We start from the raw sequence: 21,636 nt of genomic DNA, 5'->3' as shown, positions 1-21,636 counted from the left end.
CGGACGTCACGAAGGAGCGGGTTATTTCTGACGGAACCCGTCGAGGAAACGGCGAAATAGTCCGCCCTCGGGCGGCAGCGGCGCTTGCGGTGGCGGTGCGACCGTGCGCTGGCGCGCGATCGGCTGCTCGTAGTCGGTCCGCGCTATCGCGTCGATGACCTGTGTTTCGTCGAAACTGGCCGACCCCTCGATCACCGGCACAAAGCCGACGAGTACGCCGTCGCGCATCACCTGGGCCTCAAGACCAGGCGTGTCATCGGTATCCCACATCGCCTCGCGGCCTTCGGACAGCGAGACCCGTACGCCGAACTGGCCGACTCCAACCCTCGCGACGTGCGCATCGATCCCACGCTCACGAAGTTCGTCACTGACGCGCTGCGCCCTGAATTCGTCCATGCGACAACGGTACCGGCGCTCTGCGCGCGGCGCCCAGATACATAGGAAACTCTCAGGTTGAGGCTCCCCGATAGGTGCCGAAGCTCCACAACACTCCCTCGGGGTCCTGGACGCTGAAGTCCCGCGAGCCGTAGTCCTGCTCCGTCAGGCCCATCACCTCGGTCGCTCCGGCCTTGATCGCGCGGCGGTAGAGGTCATCGACGTTGTCGGTCGCGACGTACACCGAGCCTGCGGCGATCCCGGTGTTGGTCATGACGCCGCCGTCGTCACGCACCGAGCCGAGCATGATTCCGCCACCTTCGGGCCAGCGCAGCTCCGCGTGGTCGACGTGGTCGGGGTCCTCATCGCTTGTATATTCGGCGACGACTTCGAAGCCGAACGCCTCTTGCAGAAACTCGATCGCGGCCTTCGCATCCTTGTATCGGAAACTCGGCCACACATTCGCCGCCTTGCTGTTGGTCGTCATCTCATGCGCTCCTCTTGTTAGATCAGCCTTGCTAGCTAAGATTCTGCAGGCGCCGCTCCCGGGAAGTCTTGTAGAAATGGGATCTACCGGAGAATCTCCGCCGCACGCTCCCCGATCATCATCGCTTCGGCTGCACTCGGAGCACGTAGCGGGACTGGGACTATCGACAGATCGGCGACGTAGAGTCCGGATACGCCGTATACGTGCAGCCGGTCATCAACGACGGCGCCGAGATTGGGATCAACACCCATGCGCGCCCCACCGAGAGTCGCTAGCCTGCTGAATACCTGCGCCCCAAGCAACCGGTCAAGGGCCGAGTCGTTGTCAATCGTGGCCTGGTCGGCCATCATGACCTCGTCGATCATTGTCGAGAATGCCTCATGATGCAGCACTTCCCAGGCGCGTCGGTACGCCGTACGGATCCGGGCCCGGTCACCTAATTCAGTGAGCAGCGCCAAGTCAACCCGAGGGTGCCCGCGCCGATCGACCCTCACCGAGCCCCGCGACAGCGGCGCCAGGTCACCGACCATTAGCGCCAGCATCGGCGGGCCACCAGTCGGCGGCGGGCCGACGAAAAGGCACATATACAAGGAGGCATCCTGCTGCGGTCCGAGCGGTAGTCGGGCGACGAGCTGGCTGCGTTCGGCGTGTTCGTCGATCACCCCTGGCGTGGGCATTGCCGGGAGCACCGCACCGGGTTGGTCACAGATCCCTTGGCCCACACCGGGGACCTCAACCGCAAGGTCGACGCCGGCGTCCGCGAGTACGTCGCGCGCACCGACGCCTGATCTCAGCAGGATCGCAGGCGTGCCGATCGCTCCCGCGCACAGCACCACCTGGTCGGCGGTGAGCTCGTAGCCGTTCCCTTTGACGCCAGTCACCCTGCCGTTTCGTACCGTGAGCCGCTCGACGGGGGTCTCAGTGCGCACCTCCAGACCCGCGCGGAAGCGCGCTGGGGCCAGGTGCGACGTCGCCGTCGAGACAACCTTCCCGTCGCGGATGTTCTTGGGATAGGGCCCCACTCCCACGGCCGTAGGCGCGTTCATGTCCGGGACCCATTCCGCGCCGAAGCCGCTCAGTGCGGTCCGCATTGCCTGCGCCGGTGGCTCAAGCCGCGTCGTACGCGAGACGGGCATCGGGCCGGAGTCGCCATGCCAGTCTTCGTCGCCAAAGTCGCGGTCGCATTCCAGTGCCTGGTAGGCCGCAAGCACCCTTTCCCACGACCAGCTCGGCAGGCCTTGTCCCGACCACGCGGCGAAGTCGGCGGATGGGGCGCGCCACAGTCCGCCGTCGTTGACCGCCGAACAGCCGCCAAGGATCTTCCCGCGCAGATACGGAACGGAACTACCTGACACCGCGATCTCCTCGAGCCCCTGGCTTCGGTCGTCGGCCAGGTCACCGCCGATTGATCGTCCACCCTGTTGATCGGGCCCTGCCTCGAGCAGCAGCACCGTGCGATTCTCCGCGAGCCGGGCGGCAAGGACGCAACCGGCCGTGCCACCGCCGACGATTATCGTGTCCAGTCGATCTGACATCTGGCCCCGATCCGGGTTTAGAGTGCTCGCGAAATTGCAGTTAGCATCGTCGAATTCTCACTTGCGTACGCCGGCAAGTCTTGGACGAATGAGAGCTGGCTCGTCGACATCGTCGGCCGGCTGATTCGTCCGTGCCACCGGGTCGTCGCGCAGCCACGTCGTAGGGCTGGTACCGGTAAACGACTTGAAGTCACGATTGAGGTGGGCCTGGTCGGCATATCCGCAGATCGCTGCTATATCCGCGATCTTCAAGTCTCCCGACGAGATCATTCGCCGCGCACGGTCGTAACGCAGCACGCGAGCCGCATCCTTCGGGCCGATGCCGAACTCCGCGTTGAACTGCGTGTTGAGATGCCGTCTACTCCAGCCGACCTGGTCGGCGACAAGCGAGATCGGCAGTCCGCCATGGCTGAGCGCTATCTGCCGCCACGAGTCGACGACCTCGTCGCGGGGGCCCTCTACTTCACGCGTGGCGCGTAGGAGTACATCGTCAATCGCTCCGAACCGCGCGGCCCACGACGACGTCTCGTTGACGCGCTCATGCAGCTCGTCGGCCATCGACCGTGCGATGACGTCCAATTGGTAGCTGCGATGCGCGACTTCTCCCGCCGGGATCCCGAAGAACGCGCGCGGTGCGATCGGGCTGAAGTTGATCTGGATCCCCGCCATAGTGCCGTTGTGACGGACCAGGGTACGACGCAGATGCAGCCCGGCCAGCAGTACGCCGTAGTCCTCATCGGTCTCGAGCGACTCGTCGTACAGCCGAATCGGCTCATCGATCGACACGATGAACGTCAGCGATCCCGAAGGCAGCCCAAGATGTGTTCCGGGCGGTAAACCGGCGAAATCATAGCCGACTTAGTCACCGACGTACCGACGCAAACTCGGATGCGGCTTGCGGACGAGGTCTTCGGCGGACATGAAACCAGTGTAGAAGGCCAGCGAGAGCGCTAGACGGTTTGCGACACCGTACGCCGCCCCGCGAACGCGCGGCCGAGCGTCACTTCATCGGCGTACTCCAGGTCGCCGCCCACGGGCAGGCCACTTGCCAATCGCGATACGACGAGCCCCATTGGCGAGAGCATCCGGGTCAGGTACGTCGCCGTCGCCTCGCCCTCGAGGTTGGGGTCGGTCGCGAGAATGATCTCGCGCACCGTCCCGTCACCGAGGCGCGCCAGTAACTCTTTGACGCGTAGGTCGTCCGGGCCGATGCCGTCCATCGGGTTGATGGCGCCGCCGAGGACGTGGTAGCGACCGCGGAACTCATTGGTCCGTTCGATCGCCGCAACGTCCTTAGACTCCTCGACTACACAGATCACGTCATCGACTCGGCGAGGATCACGACAGATGCGGCAGGTGTCTTGCTCGCTGACGTTTCCACAGGTCACGCAGAAACGTACGTCGTCCTTGACCTTGGTCAGTGCGCCGACCAGGTCCTCGATGACGGAACTGTCCACGCTCAGCAGGTGAAATGCGATACGCTGCGCGCTTTTGGGACCGATGCCCGGCAGTCTGCCCAGCTCATCGATGAGGTCCTGAACGGCGCCTTCGAACACGTGGATTCTTTCTTGCTAGTACGGGCTGGGGAACGAGTCCGGTTGGAAACGTCTCGGATCGAATACGACGCTGGCGGGTTACATGCCTGGCAGGCCGAGTCCGCCCATGCCGCCGGCGAGCGGTCCCATCGCCTTCTGCGCGAGCTCGCTCGCCTCACGCGATCCGTCGCGGACGGCCGCGATGATCAGATCCTGGAGGGTCTCGACATCGTCCGGATCGACAGCCTTCGGATCAATCTCGATCGACTGCAGCTCACCGCCGCCGGTCATGACGACCTTCACGAGCCCGCTGCCGGCCGAACCCTCGACCGTTGCGCTCTGAATTTCCTGCTGCGCCTTTTGCAGCTGCTCCTGCATCTGCTGCGCCTGCTTCATGATCTGCTGCATATCGGGCTGGCCGCCAGGCTGCATGTGCCGTACTCCTTGAGGTGAATGTTGGGTAACGACGTCGTCGGTGCGCCGTACTCATGTGGGACAACGACTCGGGGCGTGAAAGAGTGTCGCCATGTCTGTTCGAGTGTGTCATGGACTGGCGACACGGGCGCGCACCGCGGCGGTTGCCGGCGCCACAATGCTGGCCGTGACGCTCGCCGTGAGCGGTTGCATGGTCGCGGCCACACCGGATACTGCCGGGAAAACTTCCTCCTCGAGCACGCCGCGCACCTCGATAGCGGACCCGTCGACACCAGCCCCGAGTACGACGACCTCGAGCACGACGGCACCCACGCCGACCCCCGCGGCCACGCCCAGTCCGACTCCCGCTGCTCCGGCGCCTCCTCCGCCGAACCCGCTCGCGGGCAAGGTCGTCGTCATCGACCCCGGTCACAACGGCGCGAACGGCGCCAACTCCGCGGCGATCAACAAGCAGGTGCCGGACGGCACAGGCGGCACGAAGGCGTGCAATACCACCGGCACGGCGACCAACGACGGGTACGCCGAACACGCCTTCACCTGGGATCTCTCCGCCAAGCTCAAGGCGATACTCGAATCCAACGGGGTCACCGTCGTACTCACCCGGCAAGACGACAACGGCATCGGACCGTGCGTCAACGTCCGCGCCCAGATCGGCAACGATGCGCACGCCAACGCCGTGGTCTCCATCCACGGTGACGGCTCCGCGGCCGGCAATCACGGATTCTTCTGTATGACAACTGCGCTCGCCCCGGGCGGCGAGGCGATCAAGACCCAGTCCAGCGGGCTCGCTGGACTACTGCGTGATGCCGTCGTCGCCAGTGGGGTGATGCCGGTCGCCAACTACGAGGGCACCAACGGAGTGGATGGAAGTCGCAGCGACCTCGCGGGACTCAACCTGAGCACGGTTCCGACGACGATGTGCGAACTAGGCAACATGCGTTCGGACATCGACTCGGCGATCCAGAAGAGCGACACCGGCAGGGCCAAAATCGCGGCCGGACTCGCCTCCGGCGTACTGGCCTACCTGGCCGAGTAGCCAAGCAGCACGACACTTGCAGCTAAACTGACTACGAACTCGGCTACGTTCTTGAACCTGAATTCGTAGCCCCGTGAGGTCCGCAGCAGTATATTTTTGCCAAGGCAGCAACAACCACAATCAAGGTTACGTCTGAGGTCAGAGACCGACTGAGCTCCACGGCAGCTTCGCGAGGTGTCACGCCCGGGATCTTGGTCGAGGAACTCGTCGACAGATACGAGCGCGATCAATGGTTCGATTTGATTCGGTTGCGTTACCGCGCTCTGCCAGCAGATGATGACTATTCCGCAGAAATCAGCGAATGGGGGCAGACGACCATCGCTGACGGGCTCACCAATGACTGACCTGTTCTGCGACCAGGTCGTATGGGTGAATTTCAGTCCGGTTGTCGGGCCCGAACAGGCCGGTCATCGTCCCGCGGTGATCGTGTCCTCTGACGAGTACCTCGCTGCGATCCCAAACATCGTGATCGTTCTTCCGATAACCACTCGCGACCGAGGTCTGCCGAACCACATTCAGCTACACGGCAACACCGGGCTCGAAGACTCGAGCTTCGCGATGACCGAACAGCCGCGGACTATCGATCGGCGCCGCGTTACTCGTGCGGTCGGACAACTTGACCAAGGAGCAATGCGCGAGATACGACGCTGCCTTGCGCGCTTCCTCGCAACCGACGAACGATAACGAGGTCCATCTCCACTACGTCCGGATTGCCTGCGATCACGGGTTAAGGGAATCGCCGTCGTACTGACCCGGCAAGACGGCAACCACAGCGGACCGTGCGTCAACGTCCGCGCCCAGATCGGCAGGGCGCAGATCGCGGTCGGCGTACACGCCTCCCTGGCCGAGTGGAACCGCGCCGTTACCGCTTTGACAGTCACTCGGGGATCTTGCGGACGTTGGCCATCTTCAGGACGAGTCGGCGAGGGTTACCCTTGACCGGAGTGAAGGCGTAATGCGGGTAGATGCTCACCGCGGAATCGTCAAGTGCGGCGACTACCACGCTCGGCAGCACGCGTGGCCCGGCTCAGGGCGTCAACAAGCACCTGCCCTCCATAGCCGAATCCGCGACGAACAGCGTGAATCGCCAACCTGGCACGCAGGTAACCGGGAACGACGGTATAGCCCGACGCCTGTCCACCCGAGAGAGTGTCGCGGGTCAGTTCGGTCGGCGCCAGAGGGAAGTATGCCCACACTTTTTCGCGCTGCTCTGTAGTGGTCCATACAAATGTGCGTGCCATACCCGCCTGCTGCGCGCGAATCGCCTGACCGCTCAGATGGCCATTTGACTCAGTAAAGACCAGGTCAAATAGCAAAGCGAGCGCACGCGCTGAAGCGGCGACGGAGCTAAGACCTCTGGGCCTCGAGCGTCGCGCCCTCCATCGCGCTGCTTCGCGCGCCCCAGAAAAGGCACCCTCACCAGGATTGCTTGCGGTACAGGTATTCGGGACTGACCCAAACCTGCGCGACCTGTGTAAACGCGAAATCAGCGGCAGCGTCGCGACGTACCGGTGAACGATCGCCTATCGGACACCGCCAGGGCCGATCGATCTTAAGTCTTTCGACAACGCGCCCGGTGCGACGCGCCGTGCAACTGCCAAAAGGTCGTCCTTCCGCAGGGCGCATGCGCAGAAAGGTTAGTCAGACGTTTCAACTAGTCCGGATCGCCCCGGTAGACATTGAAACCGATCTCCAATGGAGAATGAACATCCTGCGGCGAAATTGCGGCGATGCCCTCAGCGACCCGCGGTCAGATCAAGCGGTACGGTAGCGTCCGTTGACGTACATCGATTCACGAGCACCGTTCACTTAAGCATCGCCCAAACTGTCTAAGACAGTCTGCGGGAGCAAGCAACGGGATCCGCGTAAGAATTGACCATCGAGAACGTCTCTCATGGCCTCCGCCCCGCGCAGACGGACTGGCCGGACCCCGCAGTACTGCATTGGGGCGTGTCGTGCGGCGGCACATCATCAACGACGTGACCCACTCGTAAGGGATGAGCGGGCTTGTGGGTCGAAGCGAACCCGGGGTTGCCCATCAGCAAGCTTTTGATAGGAACTTGTCTAGCTCTACGCTCTTCTCATTAACCAGAACCTCGCCGGCGGGAAGGTCAATCAGCTTCGTTCCAGCGGGAGCAACTGCCACAAAGTACAGTTTTACCGTTTCAATCGAAACTACAAGGTCAATTTGATACAGGTTTTCCGAATAACCGCCCGATTGACTATTCCAGGATTGAGCTGACAGGTAGATCACGCCATCAGCCCCATAGCCTCGAAAATGTTCCGCAGACCAGAAGGGTGCGTGTACGGATTTCTCGTTAGCGTCGTACACTTCAGCACTCACCGGCGCTCCGTGGTCACAGTTAGGAAGGTAAGCAACAATTACGCCGTCACGCACCGCTAGCCCGGCTTCTGGGGTAGGAGGGTCGGATGGGAGGAAAGCTTCGGGCCCAACGATACAACCGCTAGCGAGGAGCGTGACGATCGCGACCTGGGCGGATTTCAATATGATTCTTAGCATTTATAGTTTCCCGCCTTCAGTCCGGCCTGCCTCTCATATTTGTTCTTGCATGGGTTAAGGCCCGAGATAAAATAAAGCACTGGAAATGAAAGCCCCCAGGCGTTCCATTGCCTTACGTGAACCTTCTCGTGGCGCGCCACTTTGTAAGTTATTTTTCCGGGGCCCGTGAAATACGTGTTTCCGATGGTGGTACCACCTCGTCCGTAGAGTTTAATTTTGCCGCCCTTGCAGTACTTGAGTCCATATTTGGTGCCGCATTTCGCGCCGCCCGCCTTGGCGATCATTCGGGCGCCGCTTCCAATCATCTTGGAGACGCTCCTGTTGATCTTGCTGGCGCCCTTGCAGGCCCAGGAGATCAGCGACCAGCATTTTTTGCCGTCAAGATCGAAGGAGTTGATTGCGTCTCCGCTGACGTAGTCGTAGTCATTCGCCGACCCGCCCTCCACAGGGTCGACGGCCATGAACCGGCCAGTAGACGGGTCGTAGACGCGGGCGCCCATCTCGATGTAGTTCAGGATTCCGGCGTGTTCCCCGAGGCGTTGATGCTGACCGAGATACCCCGCGTCCAGACTGCCAGGGTTCGTATCGGGCCCCGCGTCCGCATCGAGTCCACCTGTCCCGGCGACGGGTGTGCCGTACGCGTCATACGCCACCACGGCGCCGATGATCGGGCCGGCGGGTGTCGCGGTGGCGATGTTGTCGCCGTGCACGTTCGGGTAGAACCACCGCGACTTGGACGAGTCCGTGTAGTCCTTCGTACAAGTCACGCCGCCGGCCAGCGACAGTGTCCTGGTCGCGATCGTGCCGCTGGTGCTCAGGTCCAGGTCCGGGGTGTCTCCGTCCGCGGTGTAGCCGGACGCGAACACGCCGTTTTCATTCGCAGTCACCGACCCGGTCACCGTGCGTCCGGTGATCCGGTTCGTCGCGTCCCGCGCGTAGGTAATAGTGACGGTGCCGCCGCTGCCATTCGGCGCGACCGTCTTCACGTGCCGGTCCGCCGAGTCATACACGAACACCGTCGTCCCAGCGGCATCTACGACGCTGGCGATGTTGCCATGCCCGTCGTAGATATACGTTTTCGCGACTGGCCCGGTCGTCGCGAGAATGCGGTCCGCGCCATCCACGCAATACCCTGTCACTGCCGGGGCGCCACCGATGGTGGTCGTACTGGTGACGCGGTTCGTGTTCGCGCCGGCGTTCGCCACCGACCCCGTCGGGCAGCCGGAGGGCGCGGAGCCGGTGAAGGTATACGTGTTCGCGACGGGCGGCCGGGCACCTTTCGCGGCCAGCGATGCGGTGGTGAGCCGACCCGCGGTGTCATACCCGTACGACCACGCGTATCCCGAGGTGCTGGTCGCCGAATCCGTGGCCGTGTCGCTGGTGACCCGGCCCGACAGCGACCGGGTGACCGCCGAGGTCACCGTCGTCCCGGATAGCCCCCACACCCGCGAGGTCAGCGCTCCGTCTGAGCCGCGAGTCACGGTGCCGCTGGTGCCGTTACCGTACTGCGCACCGGCAAGCTCGCCACTCGTCGCGTTGTAGGTGGCCGTGGAGACCGGGACACCGTCCAGCTTCGTCGTGACCACCTGTCCGGCATCGTTGTAGGCGTAGGCGGTGACCGAGCTGACGCCGCCCTTGGTGGTGGTCTCCCCGGTCAGCCGGCCTGCCGCGTCATACGCCGACGCGGTGCTCACGCCCGCCGCGTCGACGTAGGTCGTGATCTTCGCAGTCAGGTCTGCGGTGGTCGTGACAGTTCCACTGGCGTCGCTGATACTGGTAACGAGCGGGTTCCCGCCGACGGCGTAACTGTTCGTGACCGTCCGCGCCGCGGTGGCATCGTTCACCCCCACGGTGGCGGGATTGTCCGCTGTCGCCGGATACGCGGTCGTGAGCAGACGCCCCCGCGCGTCGTACGTCATGCACGTCCACGCCCCGCTGCCGACCCTGGTCGCGACCACGTTCCCATTCAGGTCATACACGTTCTCGGTCACGATCCGGGTCCCGGCCGAGTTCACCGGGCCGGTGTTCTTCCACAACCGGCCGGCCTGGTTTACCGCCGTGGACGGCGCGCACGGGTTCACCACGGCCTGGGTGTTGCCGTAATACGAGTCGGTGTAGCTCTTGTTCGGATCAGCGATGCTCCCCGCCGGCAGGGCGCGCACGGTCCGCCGCTTCAGCGCGTCATAGCTGAACGTGGTCGTGAGCCCGCTGGCGCCGTCGGCCTGCGTCGTACTGGCGATGAGCCCTTCCCACGGCGCGGCACCGTAGCTGTTCGTGGTGACCATCGACGGCGTCGCGCCCCCGCTGTCGGCCTTCGTCGTACTCGTGGCGTTGCCGTAACCCGGGGCGACACTCGCGGCCGGGACCGCGACCTGCCCACCCGCGCCGGGTGGTTTCCAGGTCAGGGACACGCCCGCCGCACTCGTCTCGTCGTTGGCCTCGATCTTGACCGGCCACACCGTGCCCGCGGCCGGGACCTCGAAGGTGAACGTGAGCGGGATCTTCGAGGTCAGGGTATCTGCCAGCAGCACGTTGTTGACCCACACCCGCCCGCCGTCACTGGCGGTGAACGTCATCGCATACGTCCCCACCGACGCGAAGGTCAGCCACCCGGTCGCGCGGACACTGAAGTTATCCGCATTCACGCCCGTGGTCGGTGATCCGGTGCCCCAGTCCGCCGCCATTGGGCCACTCGCCCCGTTACCGAGACCGTTCGTGCGCGTAACCGGGGCGCCGGTCTGGGTGCGGTTGTTGAACCACTCGGCATACAAACCCGTCATGCCCTCGTCATACCCAGTCGTGGTACTCGGCACTGATCCGGCGCAGGCACTCGTCGGGACCTGTCCGGCGAAGCACGACGCCGGCGCCGGGCCGTAGGCGATGGTGGGCCTTCCGGCGTAGTCATACACCGTCGTCATCACGCGCCCGGCGGGGTCGGTGGATTTGATCAGCTGGTCCGCGCCGTTATACACCGTCGTACTGACCCGCCCGAGGGCGTCGGTGCTGGAGGTGGCCTGGTACTTCTCGTTGAACTGCGCCTTCGTGCTGTATCCGGCGGCCGAGGCGAGCCCGTCCACGCTCACCTTCGTCACGCCGTCCGCTGCCGGTGTCGGCGCCGACTCGTAGACATACGAGTGCCCGGGCCTGGCCCCAGTCGCGGACGGTTTCGGGCCCGTGACCGTCTGCACCCGGCCCGCAATGTCGTAGCTGATCAGCGACGCGCTGGTGTCGTCGTTCGCCGCGACGCCAGCCTTCACCGCGTCGTAGCCGAGCGGATCGCGTAGTTTCGCGAGTTTCCCGTTCACATCGTAGGAGAAGTCGGTGACCTCCTCCCCCGGATCACTCAGCCGCGCGAGCTGGCCGCTGCTGTTGTAGAACAGGAACGACTTCGATCCGTCCGGGTAGGTGACCTTGCACAGGCTGTTCGCGGGCGCGATCGCCGAGAGACCGGCCGGGACGGTGGTGCTGGTGTAGCAGTCATCTCCGCCGCGGAAGTAGGACAGGCTGATCGTCAACCCGGAGATCGGGTCCGTGACCGACGCGAGCCGCCCCGGCGTGCCCGAGTATGTGTACTGCAGGGCGGTGCCGGTGCCGGTCATGTCCGCGGCCTGAAACGAACTGACCGCTCCGCCGCTGGTGAACGTGGTACGCGAGCCATCCTCATCAAGCACGGTGATACTGCCCGCGTCCGGCGCACCCGCCGCCGCGACCGTCAGGGTGGAGTGTTCACCCTCGGGTGGTGTCCACGCGACCAGACCGGTCGCCGACGTGGTCTTGTCGTAGAGGTGCGGGGACCCGGACGCGTCGATCAGCGTGATCGACTCGCTGGCGATAGTCGCGCGGATGTAGGACGCGGACTCGTCGATATCGGTCGAGAGGTTCCAGCCCGCCGGCAGCGGCGGGACGTCCGCGGTGGACAGCCATTCCGCCGGCAGCACGCTCATCACCGGGCCGCCACTGCTCAACGGCGCGCCGTCGACCCGTTTGACGTACACCGTCGCGTACGCAGGCCCCGTGACCTGGGTCAGCGTCGCGGAGAACGTGACCGACTGCCCCGCCTCCAGATGGATCGGCTTGTCGGACTGGAACGTCGCGGAGGTATTACAGCAGGTGCCCTGGTAGGCGGTCGTACCATTCACCGTGATCGTGAACGCGTCATCGTTCGCCGCGCCGAACAGGTAGTCCCCGGTGGCCGGCGCCGTGACCTTACCGGTCCAGACCGCGAAGTACCGTTCCGCGCCGATCACTCCCGGGTACGGCGTGGTGCCGGTGAAGTTCGCGTTCACCTGCGGCTCGACGCGCTGCAGCAACTGCGGATCGTTCCCGTCCAGGACCGCGTTGGAGTCCCGGTCCTGGTAGTAGGTCGCGGTCAACCCGCCCAGGGTCTTCGCGGCCTGCGAGTTGTACGTGTACGTCAAGGCGACCTCGCTGTTCCCGAACGACGTCGTCGGTGATCCCGTCGCCACGATCAGATTCCCGTTAGACAGGTTCACACTCGCCGAACCCAGGGAATCCACCGGGGAGGATTTCGGGTCCCCGACCCGTTTATCGATCACCAGCTTGTTCGACCACACGCCCTGGTCACGGTCGATCCCGTCGCCGGCCCACGCCGTCCACGAATAGCTCACCCCGTCCTTGAGGTACCCCTCCGGGACCGTCCACGACGGGGTATTTACCCAGCCCGACGAGATGACCGTCCCGGTCCGCCCGTCCGCACCGGTGACGACGTTGAACCAGTACCGCACCGGCTGCGGACCACCATCGGGATCACCCGCCGACGCCGCCACGCTCAGCGTCGGCGTGGTCGTCGCGACCGTCCCGGCCGGGCTCGAGCCCGCCGCCGACAACGGCGCCGGCGGCGCATTCGTGGTAAACGAGAACGGCGCCGCCGACGCTCTATAGTCCAGCGGCTCGCCGTACCCGCACGGATTGTTATCGAGATGGCAGTAGTCCTTGGTATAGACCCGCCAGTAATACTTCGTCCCACCCAACAACAGGTTCGACGGGACCTGCATCGCCGCCCACGGCACCCAGCCCGACGCCCATGCCGTGTCCACCCAGGTCGCCGGGTTCGTCGAGACCTGATACAGGTAATACACCGGGTCGCCCTCGGTATCGGACGCAGACGCGGTCAGCGTCGGCTGCACCGGCTGGACCGTCGCCCCATCGGCCGGGGAGAGCTGCGTCGGCGGATTCGCCGGCACGTTCATCGTGATGTACAGCGCGGTCTCGACCTGCTTATACGAATACACCCCGGCGCCCTCGTTCCCCGCGAACAAGTACCACGCGTCCGCGTTCCGCGCCCCGAACTGCCCGCGTAGATACGACACCAGCCCGCCGCCGTAGAGGTACTGCTCGGTCTCGATGTTCGCACCAACCCCATGTACTCCACGTTCCCGCCAAACGTGAACGAGCCCGCATGCCACATCGACATCGCATACCCGTTCGGGGTGCCGCCGACGCGGTGCAGGTACGCCGACACGTGGACGACTTGATACCCCCACTGCGCCCACGACAAGTAGTCGTAATGCGCGAACCCGCGCCACACTTTCCGCCCGTCGTTCGGATTGCCGACCTTCATCGGTCCGCCCTGCACGATGGTGCCGTCACTAGCGATCGACAGTGCCGCGTCATACCCCACGCCGCCGAGAGTCGGATCGACCATCACCGGATACACCAGCGCCGGGTCGTTCAACCAGGCCCGGTCCACCTGCACGGTCAGCTTCCACCGCTTCCCGACCTGCTCGAGGACGTAGTGCCCGTTGGTGTCCTCGGCCTCGTGCACGCCCTCCTGCGCGGAGGAGTCGAACACGTACGGCACCGGGATCCCGAACGCGACCTCCCCATCCGTATCGAGGACCTCCACCGCACCCAGGTCGGTAATAGCCGGGTCGGACCCACCATCGATATCCAGCCAAAACGACCACGCCGCCGCACCGGACTCGCCCGGCGCAGCATCCAGCACGATGGACTCCTTCACCGTCCCGGTGCTCACGTCGTAGGTCAGGTCCGAGCCCGAGGCCGCGGCCGGGTACGTCACCTGCGTCGCGGAGTCCTTCTTCACCTTCGACGACGACGGCGCCTTCACTGGCGTCACTTTCACACTCACGCCATTGGTCGAGGCCGACAGCGTCCCACCGGAGGCGTCCACGCCGAACACCGGATGCAGGCTGTGCTGCTTGGCCTTCAACGCCGCGCTCTGGTCTTTCACGCCGCTGACGTCGTCCGCGGCCGGGGACAGGTCGCTGCTGGTGGCCTTGGTCAGCGTGGGGTCCGCGTCGACCCATTTCCCGGTCTTCGCATCGACCGCGTTCACCGCCTCGGTGTACTGCTTCACCGTGGTCGTGCCATCGGTGTTGGTGTAGATATCCTGCGACGCGCTCTGGCTGGTCAACTTCGATGACGCCTCGTCATATCCGGTCTTCGCCGGCGGCGCCGCCGGAGGTTCCGGCGGGACCACCGAGTCCGCGGGCGGGTTGGAGAAATCCCCCGACTCCGTCGCGGGCGGCGGCGTGGCCTGCGCCCCGCCGCCCGGCGCGAGCGGGTCCACCGTCACCGCCGGCGGCGCGGGCGGGCTACTCGGCGGCGCCGCGTGGGCGGGAATCTGCGCCACCGACACGAACAGGGCCGTCGATAGTACGGCGATAAGGACACGTAGAGACAGGCGTATACGGCGATAAGGACACGTAGAGACAGGCGTATACGGCGAGGCAACTGGGGAACTCCGACAAAAGAGGGACGCCACAGCTGCGTCGACTAATCCAGAATCCTGCAACACGAAACAAATACCTGTAAATACGCCGTTGGTAACGATCCGGTACCAACAGGCCGCTAACAGTCATCTGGCCGTCGCGTTGATCGAGTGCTGGTCGGCGAACGTGTCTCGGCTGCGCGGCAGGTACCAGGCGCCGGGTCGTGTTCAGCGGCGAGCGTGGCGAGACGGCGGCTGCTGAGGCGGCGGCGTACCCCGGCTGCGTCGGCATCGAGGCCGACCTGAGCAGCGTCGACGGCGCCCGCAAGCTGTATGACGCGGCGGTCACCGAGGTGGGGCAGATCGACATCCTCGTGCTCAACGGGCCCGGCCCGCGGCCTGGCACCGCGAGCAAGGTCGACGCAGAGGACCTGACCACCGGTGCTTAGTTGGGCCGGCTAATTGCTTCCTCTCGTGCTTGCGCAATCACTCTCCACGTCCTGGCGCCGTCCAAAGCCCGCCCACTGATTGCCAACTGAGTACTTGTCGGTTACTCGTCCATGACCTTGGCACCTAGCTGCTCTTGCAGAAGCGCCATCGCTGCGGACTCGGGGTCAACCGACGCGGCGGTCGGCCGGTCAATGACTTGGTCGTCCGGGTCCGACTCGGACTCGTCCTCCGGCTCCGGCTCTGCAGGCGCCCGCCCCACATCGTCACGGGCGACGACCTTGATGTCCCAGGTGACACCCAGGACTTCTTCGAGTACGGCGCTCAGCGGACCATGCTGAGAAGGATCAGACAGCCGTCGTACGAGCCCGGGCGGCGTGATCACCGTCAGCGTGCCACCATCGACCGACGACGCCGTAGCGGCCTCGACGAGAGCGGCGACCGCGCGGCTGTGCTTCTTCAGCGCGTCGACGATCGTCGGCCACTGTCGCCGCAGCTCGGCGACGTCGAAGTCGCCGCCGGCAACCGACTGCGGGCGCTGCGGCGGGGACGCAGATCGAGTCGTCGACACCGGCTGACTACCCCGGGACTCCTCCGGCTCGCTGTCCCATGGCGGCTGCGCCGGTTGGTCCGGGCCGGCCTGCTCGGTGGTAACGGGACGCGATGCAGCTGGAGCGACGCGCGAGGATGCGGGCTCGGCCGTCGGCGCGGGCGCAGTCGCGGGCGCCACCGGTACGTCGGCTTGCGCGGTCCGAGTTGCCGGCGTCGTGTTTACATCCGGGCTGGGCTTCTCCGAGACGGTTTTCTTGCCGCCCGAGCCGGGCGCGACCACCTCGGGCCAGTCCGCAGTCCCCGGGTTCGTCACACCCGGTACCGCCCATCCCCCGTTGTCGGGCGCCTTTTCGGCCGACCGTGCGCGCCGTTCGACGGGATGCGCTGACGGCGCGGGGCTGGCCGCACGAGCTGGTTCGGCGGAGGGCTTCTGTTCAGCGGCGACGGATTCAGTGGCTGCGGCGGGTTCAGGAGGGGCTGCGGGTCCAGGGGGCGCAGATACAGCAGGCGCCGGCGTCGAGGTGGCGCGCTCCTGGGCGAGCGCGGCTTGCGCACGTTCGCGCGGCGATGGTTCTCCAGGACGACGAGGCGCCGGGCGTTCGGACCGCGGCCCGGCGGTCGGCGCGCCCTGCTCGCGAGCAGGGAGAGAATCCGCCGCGGCCTGACCGCCGCCGATACTCATCCGGCGCTCGAGTCGGTCGACGCGCTGCACTAGCGCACCACCGTCACCACTGGCCTGCGGGAGCAGCATCCGCGCACAGATCAGCTCGAGTCCGAGCCGCGGAGTCGTCGTACCGCGCATCTCAGTCAGCCCGACGTGCACGATGTCGGCGAGCCGGGACAGCGTCGACAATCCGATCCGATCGGCCTGGTCCGCCATCCGTTCGACCTGGTCTCCGGGCGCGTCGATCAGACCCTTGGGCCCGGCGTCCGGTACGGCGGCCATCAGGATTAAGTCTCGCAGCCGGTCCAGCAGGTCCGCGCCAAACCGTCGCGGATCGTGCCCGGCGTCGACGAGCCGGTTGACGGTACCGAAGACGGTCGCACCATCAACGGCGGCGATCGCCTCGATCATGTCGTCGAGCAGTGCCGCATCGGTGACACCGAGCAGCGCAAGTGCCGACTCATAGGTGATTCCGTCCGGACCAGCGCCCGAGATCAACTGGTCCAGCAGCGACTGCGAGTCGCGCACCGACCCGCCGCCGGCACGTACGACGAGCGGGATCACAGCATTCTGTGCGGTGATCCCCTCGGACTCGCAGTTCTTCTCCAGCAGTGTCCGCATCGCCGGAGGCGGCACGAGCCGGAATGGATAGTGGTGCGTGCGCGATCGGATCGTCGGCAGCACCTTGTCCGGTTCGGTCGTGGCGAAGATGAACACGACCGAGTCTGGCGGCTCTTCGACGACCTTGAGCAACGCGTTGAATCCTTGGTTGGAGACCATGTGCGCTTCGTCGATGATGTAGATCTTGTAGCGCGACGCGACCGGCAGTTGAAATGCGCGTTCGCGCAGGTCACGCGCGTCGTCAACGCCACCGTGACTGGCCGCATCGATCTCGATGACATCGATATTGCCCGAACCGTCAGGCGCGAGATCGATGCACGACTGACAGGTACCGCACGGCGTACTCGTCGGACCCTGCTCACAGTTGAGCGACCGGGCGAGGATGCGCGCCGACGACGTCTTGCCGCAGCCACGTGGACCGGAGAAGAGATAGGCGTGGTTGATACGACCGGATTCGACGGCGGTCATCAGCGGTTCGGTGACGTGCTCCTGGCCAACGACCTCAGCAAACGTCGCAGGGCGATATTTGCGATACAGCGCCAGGCCCATGTGCCACCTCATGTCACAGTTCAGTTGGAGCGACCGCGACGGCGGCCCACACAAATCGGTCCCAAACGATAAGGGACCCCTCGCACACCCGACAGAGCCCGCTTATCCTTGCTGCCTTCCGGCCCTGGGGAGGTTCACAGGATGACGCCGCACGAGGGGTCGCGCACTATCGTATAGGTCCCCACGTGCCCGCGTGTGCCCCGTCCACACTTAATTAATATGTCGTCGCGCGCAAGCGGTACTGTGGGCCTGCCCGAATCGTCGCGCCCGCCGTCCGGCGTTCGATTATTGAGCAGCGAAGCACCCGGCAACAGCAACAAGGAGCCCACCATGAGCAACTCACCGCGCGCAGCAGCGCCTAGCCCCACCGACCTTCTCGGCGTCCGTTCGATGCTCAGCGAAGAGGAGCGGGCGATAACCGACACAGTGCGCAAGTACGTCGAGTCAGAGATCACCCCGCATGCCGGGCAGTGGTTTGAGGACGGGACCTTCCCCGACGAGATCATCCCCACGCTGGGCGAGATGGGACTGCTGGGCATGCACCTCGAGGGCTACGGGTGCGCCGGAACCAACGCGGTCTCCTATGGCCTGGCCTGCCGCGAGCTCGAGGCAGGCGACTCCGGTCTCCGGTCGTTCGTCTCGGTGCAGGGCTCGCTCGCGATGTTCCCGATCTGGAAGTACGGCAGTGAAGAGCAGAAGCAGCAGTGGCTGCCCGATATGGCGGCCGGCAAGAAGATCGGCTGCTTCGGGCTGACCGAACCCGACCACGGTTCGGACCCAGGCCACATGTCCACGCGCGCCAAGAAGGACGGCAGTGACTGGATCATCAACGGCGCGAAGATGTGGATTACCAACGGACCGATCGCCGACGTCGCGGTCGTCTGGGCCGATACCGAAGAGGGAGTACGCGGTTTCGTCGTACCGACCGATACCCCCGGATTCACCGCCAACGAGATCAAGCACAAGGGCTCTCTACGGATGAGCAAGACCGGCGAGCTGGTCTTCGACAACCTGCGTCTGCCCGCCGACGCCGTACTCCCCGAGGTCAAGGGCCTGCGTGGCCCGCTGTCATGCCTCAGCGAGGCCCGGTTCGGCATCCTGTTCGGCGCGCTCGGCGCGGGTCGCTCCTGCTACGAGACGGCACGTGACTACGCCGCATCGCGGATCCAGTTCGGCAAGCCGATCGGCGGGTTCCAGCTCACTCAGCAGAAACTGGTCAAGATGGCCATGGATCTCGCCAAGGGTGAGCTGCTGGCGCTGCACCTCGGGCGGCTCAAGGACAGCGACGCTGGGCTGGCGCCGGAGCAGGTGAGCTTCGGCAAGCTCAACAACGTGCGCGTGTCGATCGACGCCGCGCGGACCGCCCGCACGATTCTGGGTGGCAACGGCATCAGCCACGAATACCCGCTGATGCGACACGCCAATAACCTCGAGTCGGTGCTGACCTACGAGGGCACCGAAGAGGTGCACACGCTCGTGCTCGGTCAGCTGATCACCGGCCAGAACGCCTTCTCCTAGGCCACTGGTCGGCTCCATGGCCTTAGCGTTTCGGCGCGGGCAGTAAGACCCCCGGGTTGAGGATGCCGGCGGGGTCCAGCGCAGCCTTCGACGCGGTGAGAGCCGCGGCGAATACGTCGGGGCGCTGTCGGTCGTAGCCCGGCCGGTGGTCGCGGCCTACCGCGTGATGGTGAGTCACCGTGGCCCGGTGCCGAGTGAGGATATCCATCGCGGCCGCCTTGATGTCGTCCCACATGGCCGCCTCGGAGCCGCGGCGCCCGGTGGCCATGACGCTGAAATACGGCGCCGGGCCATCGGGATACACGTGGGTCAGGCGGCAGTTCACCCGGCCGGGAGCGCCGGTAACCTTCGCGATAACCTCGCCCATCTCGGTAGTGACGTCGTCGTAGAGCGCCTCGATGCGGTCCCAGGTCGTGGCCGTCTCAAAGGTCTCGACGATTCCGCTCATCCGGGCCAGCCCGTCACGCGCGTACGGCATGCGCAAGAACGCCGACCGCCAGTTCGCGGCGGCCTGGTCCCGGGTTTCGGGCTTCGCCTCGGATGCACTGACCGCCGAAGGCGCAAGTGTCGCCACAGTTCCACCGTGCGCACGCGCGATCTCCACAAGCAGATTGAGCGCGTCGTCGACCGGATGGTGAGCAGATTCGACGCCAAGCACCAGGACCCACTGACCGTCGCCGGACGTCCCAGACATCGCCGCCTCACCCGGGTCGAGCAGTCGGCAGTTGGCGGGGTTCAGTCCGGACTGAGCAATCTCCCGGACCGCGGCGAGCGCGCGGGTGGCCTCGGCAAAGACAGCCGAGACCGAACGGCGAAACTGCGGACGCTGTTGAATGCGCATCCAGGCTTCGGTGATCACGCCGAGCGCGCCCTCCGAACCCAGGAAAAGCCGATCCGGCGAAGGCCCGGCGCCGGAGCCTGGCAGACGCCACGACTCGCTGATCCCCACCGGGGTGACGACCCGCATCGACTCGACGAAATCGTCGATATGGGTGTGTAGCGTCGCGTAATGACCGCCGGATCGGGTAGCAAGCCAGCCGCCCAGCGTCGAGAACTCGAAGCTCTGCGGATAGTGCCGCAGCGTGTAGCCGTCCGGCCGCAGCTGGTCCTCCAAGGCGGGACCAAACGCGCCGGCCTGGATCCGTGCGGCTCGATTCACGGGATCGATCTCCAGAACGCGATCGAGACGAGATAGATCGAGGGAGACAACCCCGGCATAACCTTCGCCCGAGAACTCCACACCTCCCACCACGGAACTGCCACCGCCGAAGGGCACCACGGCCACCTCCGCCGTGGTCGCCCAGTCGAGCACGTTGACGACGTCCGCTTCGTCGCTCGGGTACGCAACCAGATCCGGCGCCGCATCCAGTTGACCGCGCAAAGCGCGGATAACGTCCCGGTAGGCCTTGCCATATGTGTGGCTTGCCCGATCGAGCGGCGCGTCGGACATCAACGGCTGCAGTGACTGCGGCGCCTTCGTGCGCGGCGCAGCAAGGTCCAGCGCTCGCGCGTCCGGCACCGGATAAGGCGCGGATGCCAGGCCAGGCATTCGCGCCCCATATGCCAGACATTCCTCGTCAGAAAAGGCCGCGTCCTCCCAGCCCCACCCCCACCACGAGCGTGTGCGTTGATTTCCCATGGCCGAAGCGTAGTGGCGACAGTCACTCGATAACCAGTCCGCGGCCTATCCGGTCGTGTGCGTCGATCCATCCGGTAGACTCACACGGCGCCTCACCAGAGGTGCTGTAGGAGGATTCGCCTAGAGGCCTATGGCGCTCGCTTGGAAAGCGGGTTGGGTTCACGCCCTCACGAGTTCAAATCTCGTATCCTCCGCCATGTCGCTCACGAGCTCGTCGGGACTAGATCCCGACGGGCTCGTGCGCGTTTCGGAGCAAACTATTGAGACTGCGTCCTCATGCCGCACAGTCTGCGTGGCTCCAAGAGCGCCTCGCCGAAGCAGTTCCGGCACCTGACTGAGGCCGCGCCATTGCGGTAGAAAATCGACTGGGTACATCATGGACGTAGGCGGGTATCGGCGCTGCCGGCGTAAGTCTCTCGTCATGGGGTGGGGGTTAGGCATTGAAGATGCACAACAATTCCCGCAGGCGCGGACCTAGCCGGGCGGCCACCAGTGAGGGTTACGTCCGAATCCGTCCCGCCTGGCACGAACACCAGGTTGAGCAGATGAACGCCGCCGGCTTCGGGCGCATCACCGGTTGGCTGCTGGGCGCATTTCTCGGCGCGATCGTGATGATCAACATCAGTCAGAGCCTGCAATTCTGGGAGCTGCTGCTCGGCATTGCAGGCTGCTCGGCGCTCGGCGCACTCGCCGGGCATCTCATCGCGCCAATCGTGTGGCGACTGGTCAGGCCCGAGGTTGGCGCTTCCAACCCACGTCCTGTCCCTACTCGGGACCTTCGACCGGGTCAGTGGCTGATGATGCGCGACGAGGGCCTCAGCCGCGCGGTTCAGGTCACCGGCCTGCCGGAGTACGTCGATGGCCCGTTGCCCTCGCCCACGATGGAGGCCGACCAGACCATCTCGATTCCAGTCTCGACGGGGTACCCGATCGTCATACCTGTCGACTTCGAGGTGACGGTGATCGACCTGGCCGAGCCGGTCTCGTTCGCCAACACTCCTTAGTGTCCGAATTACGTTAATGTCCGAATT

At 65.1% G+C, this 21,636-nt stretch carries 17 protein-coding genes, 1 tRNA gene and 1 other RNA gene; 6 read left to right on the top strand and 13 right to left on the bottom strand.

Annotation, left to right across the window (positions count from 1 at the left end):
* Positions 1 to 21: 21 nt before the first annotated feature.
* The 6 genes from CLV47_RS05410 to CLV47_RS05385 form a co-directional block, all read right to left on the bottom strand.
* On the bottom strand, positions 22 to 396 hold the full coding sequence (locus CLV47_RS05410) for a hypothetical protein (RefSeq protein WP_106348000.1): 375 nt from the start codon (positions 394 to 396) through the stop codon (positions 22 to 24).
* Between the two features lie 52 nt (positions 397 to 448).
* The gene (locus CLV47_RS05405; protein WP_106347999.1) at positions 449 to 862 is read right to left on the bottom strand and encodes a VOC family protein; all 414 of its coding nucleotides are present in this window, start codon (positions 860 to 862) and stop codon (positions 449 to 451) included.
* Positions 863 to 945: 83 nt separating this feature from the next.
* Entirely contained in the window at positions 946 to 2,397 is a 1,452-nt protein-coding gene (locus tag CLV47_RS05400; RefSeq protein WP_106347998.1) for a GMC family oxidoreductase, read from the bottom strand.
* A gap of 57 nt (positions 2,398 to 2,454) precedes the next feature.
* Positions 2,455 to 3,183: a helix-turn-helix domain-containing protein gene (locus CLV47_RS05395; RefSeq protein WP_202862403.1), complete on the bottom strand. Its 729-nt coding sequence runs from the start codon at positions 3,181 to 3,183 to the stop codon at positions 2,455 to 2,457.
* 164 nt (positions 3,184 to 3,347) lie between these two features.
* A complete protein-coding gene (recR, locus tag CLV47_RS05390) occupies positions 3,348 to 3,953 on the bottom strand; it encodes a recombination mediator RecR (protein WP_106347997.1) in 606 nt (201 codons plus the stop codon).
* A gap of 78 nt (positions 3,954 to 4,031) precedes the next feature.
* Positions 4,032 to 4,364 carry a YbaB/EbfC family nucleoid-associated protein gene (locus CLV47_RS05385; RefSeq protein WP_106347996.1) on the bottom strand — a complete coding sequence of 111 codons (333 nt, stop codon included), beginning with the start codon at positions 4,362 to 4,364 and terminating at the stop codon, positions 4,032 to 4,034.
* A gap of 94 nt (positions 4,365 to 4,458) precedes the next feature.
* Here CLV47_RS05385 and CLV47_RS05380 point away from each other — a divergent pair, with 94 nt between their 5' ends.
* Together CLV47_RS05380 and CLV47_RS05370 are read left to right on the top strand one after the other, a co-directional pair.
* On the top strand, positions 4,459 to 5,403 hold the full coding sequence (locus CLV47_RS05380) for an N-acetylmuramoyl-L-alanine amidase (RefSeq protein ID WP_202862402.1): 945 nt from the start codon (positions 4,459 to 4,461) through the stop codon (positions 5,401 to 5,403).
* Positions 5,404 to 5,739: 336 nt separating this feature from the next.
* Positions 5,740 to 6,087: a type II toxin-antitoxin system PemK/MazF family toxin gene (locus CLV47_RS05370; RefSeq protein ID WP_106347994.1), complete on the top strand. Its 348-nt coding sequence runs from the start codon at positions 5,740 to 5,742 to the stop codon at positions 6,085 to 6,087.
* A gap of 299 nt (positions 6,088 to 6,386) precedes the next feature.
* Here CLV47_RS05370 and CLV47_RS21805 read toward each other — a convergent pair whose 3' ends face one another.
* The 4 genes from CLV47_RS21805 to CLV47_RS05360 all read right to left on the bottom strand — a co-directional run bounded on the left by CLV47_RS21805 (position 6,387) and on the right by CLV47_RS05360 (position 14,543).
* Positions 6,387 to 6,644: a hypothetical protein gene (locus tag CLV47_RS21805; protein ID WP_146135293.1), complete on the bottom strand. Its 258-nt coding sequence runs from the start codon at positions 6,642 to 6,644 to the stop codon at positions 6,387 to 6,389.
* 797 nt (positions 6,645 to 7,441) lie between these two features.
* Entirely contained in the window at positions 7,442 to 7,747 is a 306-nt protein-coding gene (locus CLV47_RS21800; RefSeq protein ID WP_146135292.1) for a hypothetical protein, read from the bottom strand.
* Between the two features lie 170 nt (positions 7,748 to 7,917).
* A complete protein-coding gene (locus CLV47_RS05365; protein ID WP_146135291.1) occupies positions 7,918 to 13,176 on the bottom strand; it encodes a PA14 domain-containing protein in 5,259 nt (1,752 codons plus the stop codon).
* Positions 13,131 to 14,543 carry a hypothetical protein gene (locus tag CLV47_RS05360; protein WP_106347992.1) on the bottom strand — a complete coding sequence of 471 codons (1,413 nt, stop codon included), beginning with the start codon at positions 14,541 to 14,543 and terminating at the stop codon, positions 13,131 to 13,133. The genes CLV47_RS05365 and CLV47_RS05360 overlap by 46 nt, the downstream gene beginning before the upstream one ends.
* Positions 14,544 to 14,839: 296 nt before the next feature.
* Between CLV47_RS05360 and CLV47_RS05355 the strand changes: the two genes are divergently transcribed.
* A complete protein-coding gene (locus CLV47_RS05355; RefSeq protein ID WP_106347991.1) occupies positions 14,840 to 15,064 on the top strand; it encodes a Rossmann-fold NAD(P)-binding domain-containing protein in 225 nt (74 codons plus the stop codon).
* Between the two features lie 101 nt (positions 15,065 to 15,165).
* On the opposite strand, the gene CLV47_RS05350 is transcribed toward CLV47_RS05355, so the two are convergent.
* The gene (locus CLV47_RS05350) at positions 15,166 to 17,448 is read right to left on the bottom strand and encodes a DNA polymerase III subunit gamma and tau (protein WP_106347990.1); all 2,283 of its coding nucleotides are present in this window, start codon (positions 17,446 to 17,448) and stop codon (positions 15,166 to 15,168) included.
* 68 nt (positions 17,449 to 17,516) lie between these two features.
* Positions 17,517 to 17,612: signal recognition particle sRNA small type (gene ffs / locus CLV47_RS05345), an RNA gene on the bottom strand.
* 166 nt (positions 17,613 to 17,778) lie between these two features.
* On the opposite strand from ffs, the gene CLV47_RS05340 reads away from it, so the two are divergent.
* Positions 17,779 to 18,966 (top strand): acyl-CoA dehydrogenase family protein, encoded by a 1,188-nt coding sequence (locus CLV47_RS05340; RefSeq protein ID WP_106348173.1) that lies wholly within the window; start codon positions 17,779 to 17,781, stop codon positions 18,964 to 18,966.
* A gap of 22 nt (positions 18,967 to 18,988) precedes the next feature.
* On the opposite strand, the gene CLV47_RS05335 is transcribed toward CLV47_RS05340, so the two are convergent.
* Positions 18,989 to 20,605, bottom strand: coding sequence for an FAD-binding oxidoreductase (locus tag CLV47_RS05335; RefSeq protein WP_106347989.1), 1,617 nt, complete (start codon positions 20,603 to 20,605; stop codon positions 18,989 to 18,991).
* A 109-nt stretch (positions 20,606 to 20,714) separates the two neighbouring features.
* On the opposite strand from CLV47_RS05335, the gene CLV47_RS05330 reads away from it, so the two are divergent.
* Both CLV47_RS05330 and CLV47_RS05325 read left to right on the top strand, forming a co-directional pair.
* A tRNA-Ser gene (locus CLV47_RS05330) sits at positions 20,715 to 20,802 on the top strand.
* Between the two features lie 249 nt (positions 20,803 to 21,051).
* A complete protein-coding gene (locus tag CLV47_RS05325; protein ID WP_146135290.1) occupies positions 21,052 to 21,609 on the top strand; it encodes a hypothetical protein in 558 nt (185 codons plus the stop codon).
* Positions 21,610 to 21,636 lie beyond the last annotated feature (27 nt).

Origin of the sequence: Antricoccus suffuscus (genome assembly GCF_003003235.1) — a bacterium.
GTDB classification, from domain to species: domain Bacteria; phylum Actinomycetota; class Actinomycetes; order Mycobacteriales; family Antricoccaceae; genus Antricoccus; species Antricoccus suffuscus.
Note: the sequence above shows the minus strand (reverse complement) of the source record. Positions and strands in the feature narration are given on the sequence as shown.

Excerpts from the sequence above, each read along its gene's own strand:
- CLV47_RS05410 (WP_106348000.1), bottom strand. The coding sequence starts at position 396 with ATGGACGAATTCAGGGCGCAGCGCGTCAGTGACGAACTTCGTGAGCGT.
- CLV47_RS05405 (WP_106347999.1), bottom strand. The coding sequence starts at position 862 with ATGACGACCAACAGCAAGGCGGCGAATGTGTGGCCGAGTTTCCGATAC.
- CLV47_RS05400 (WP_106347998.1), bottom strand. The coding sequence starts at position 2,397 with ATGTCAGATCGACTGGACACGATAATCGTCGGCGGTGGCACGGCCGGT.
- CLV47_RS05385 (WP_106347996.1), bottom strand. The coding sequence starts at position 4,364 with ATGCAGCCTGGCGGCCAGCCCGATATGCAGCAGATCATGAAGCAGGCG.
- CLV47_RS05380 (WP_202862402.1), top strand. The coding sequence starts at position 4,459 with ATGTCTGTTCGAGTGTGTCATGGACTGGCGACACGGGCGCGCACCGCG.
- CLV47_RS05370 (WP_106347994.1), top strand. The coding sequence starts at position 5,740 with ATGACTGACCTGTTCTGCGACCAGGTCGTATGGGTGAATTTCAGTCCG.
- CLV47_RS21805 (WP_146135293.1), bottom strand. The coding sequence starts at position 6,644 with ATGGCACGCACATTTGTATGGACCACTACAGAGCAGCGCGAAAAAGTG.
- CLV47_RS05350 (WP_106347990.1), bottom strand. The coding sequence starts at position 17,448 with ATGGGCCTGGCGCTGTATCGCAAATATCGCCCTGCGACGTTTGCTGAG.
- CLV47_RS05340 (WP_106348173.1), top strand. The coding sequence starts at position 17,779 with ATGAGCAACTCACCGCGCGCAGCAGCGCCTAGCCCCACCGACCTTCTC.
- CLV47_RS05335 (WP_106347989.1), bottom strand. The coding sequence starts at position 20,605 with ATGGGAAATCAACGCACACGCTCGTGGTGGGGGTGGGGCTGGGAGGAC.
- CLV47_RS05325 (WP_146135290.1), top strand. The coding sequence starts at position 21,052 with ATGCACAACAATTCCCGCAGGCGCGGACCTAGCCGGGCGGCCACCAGT.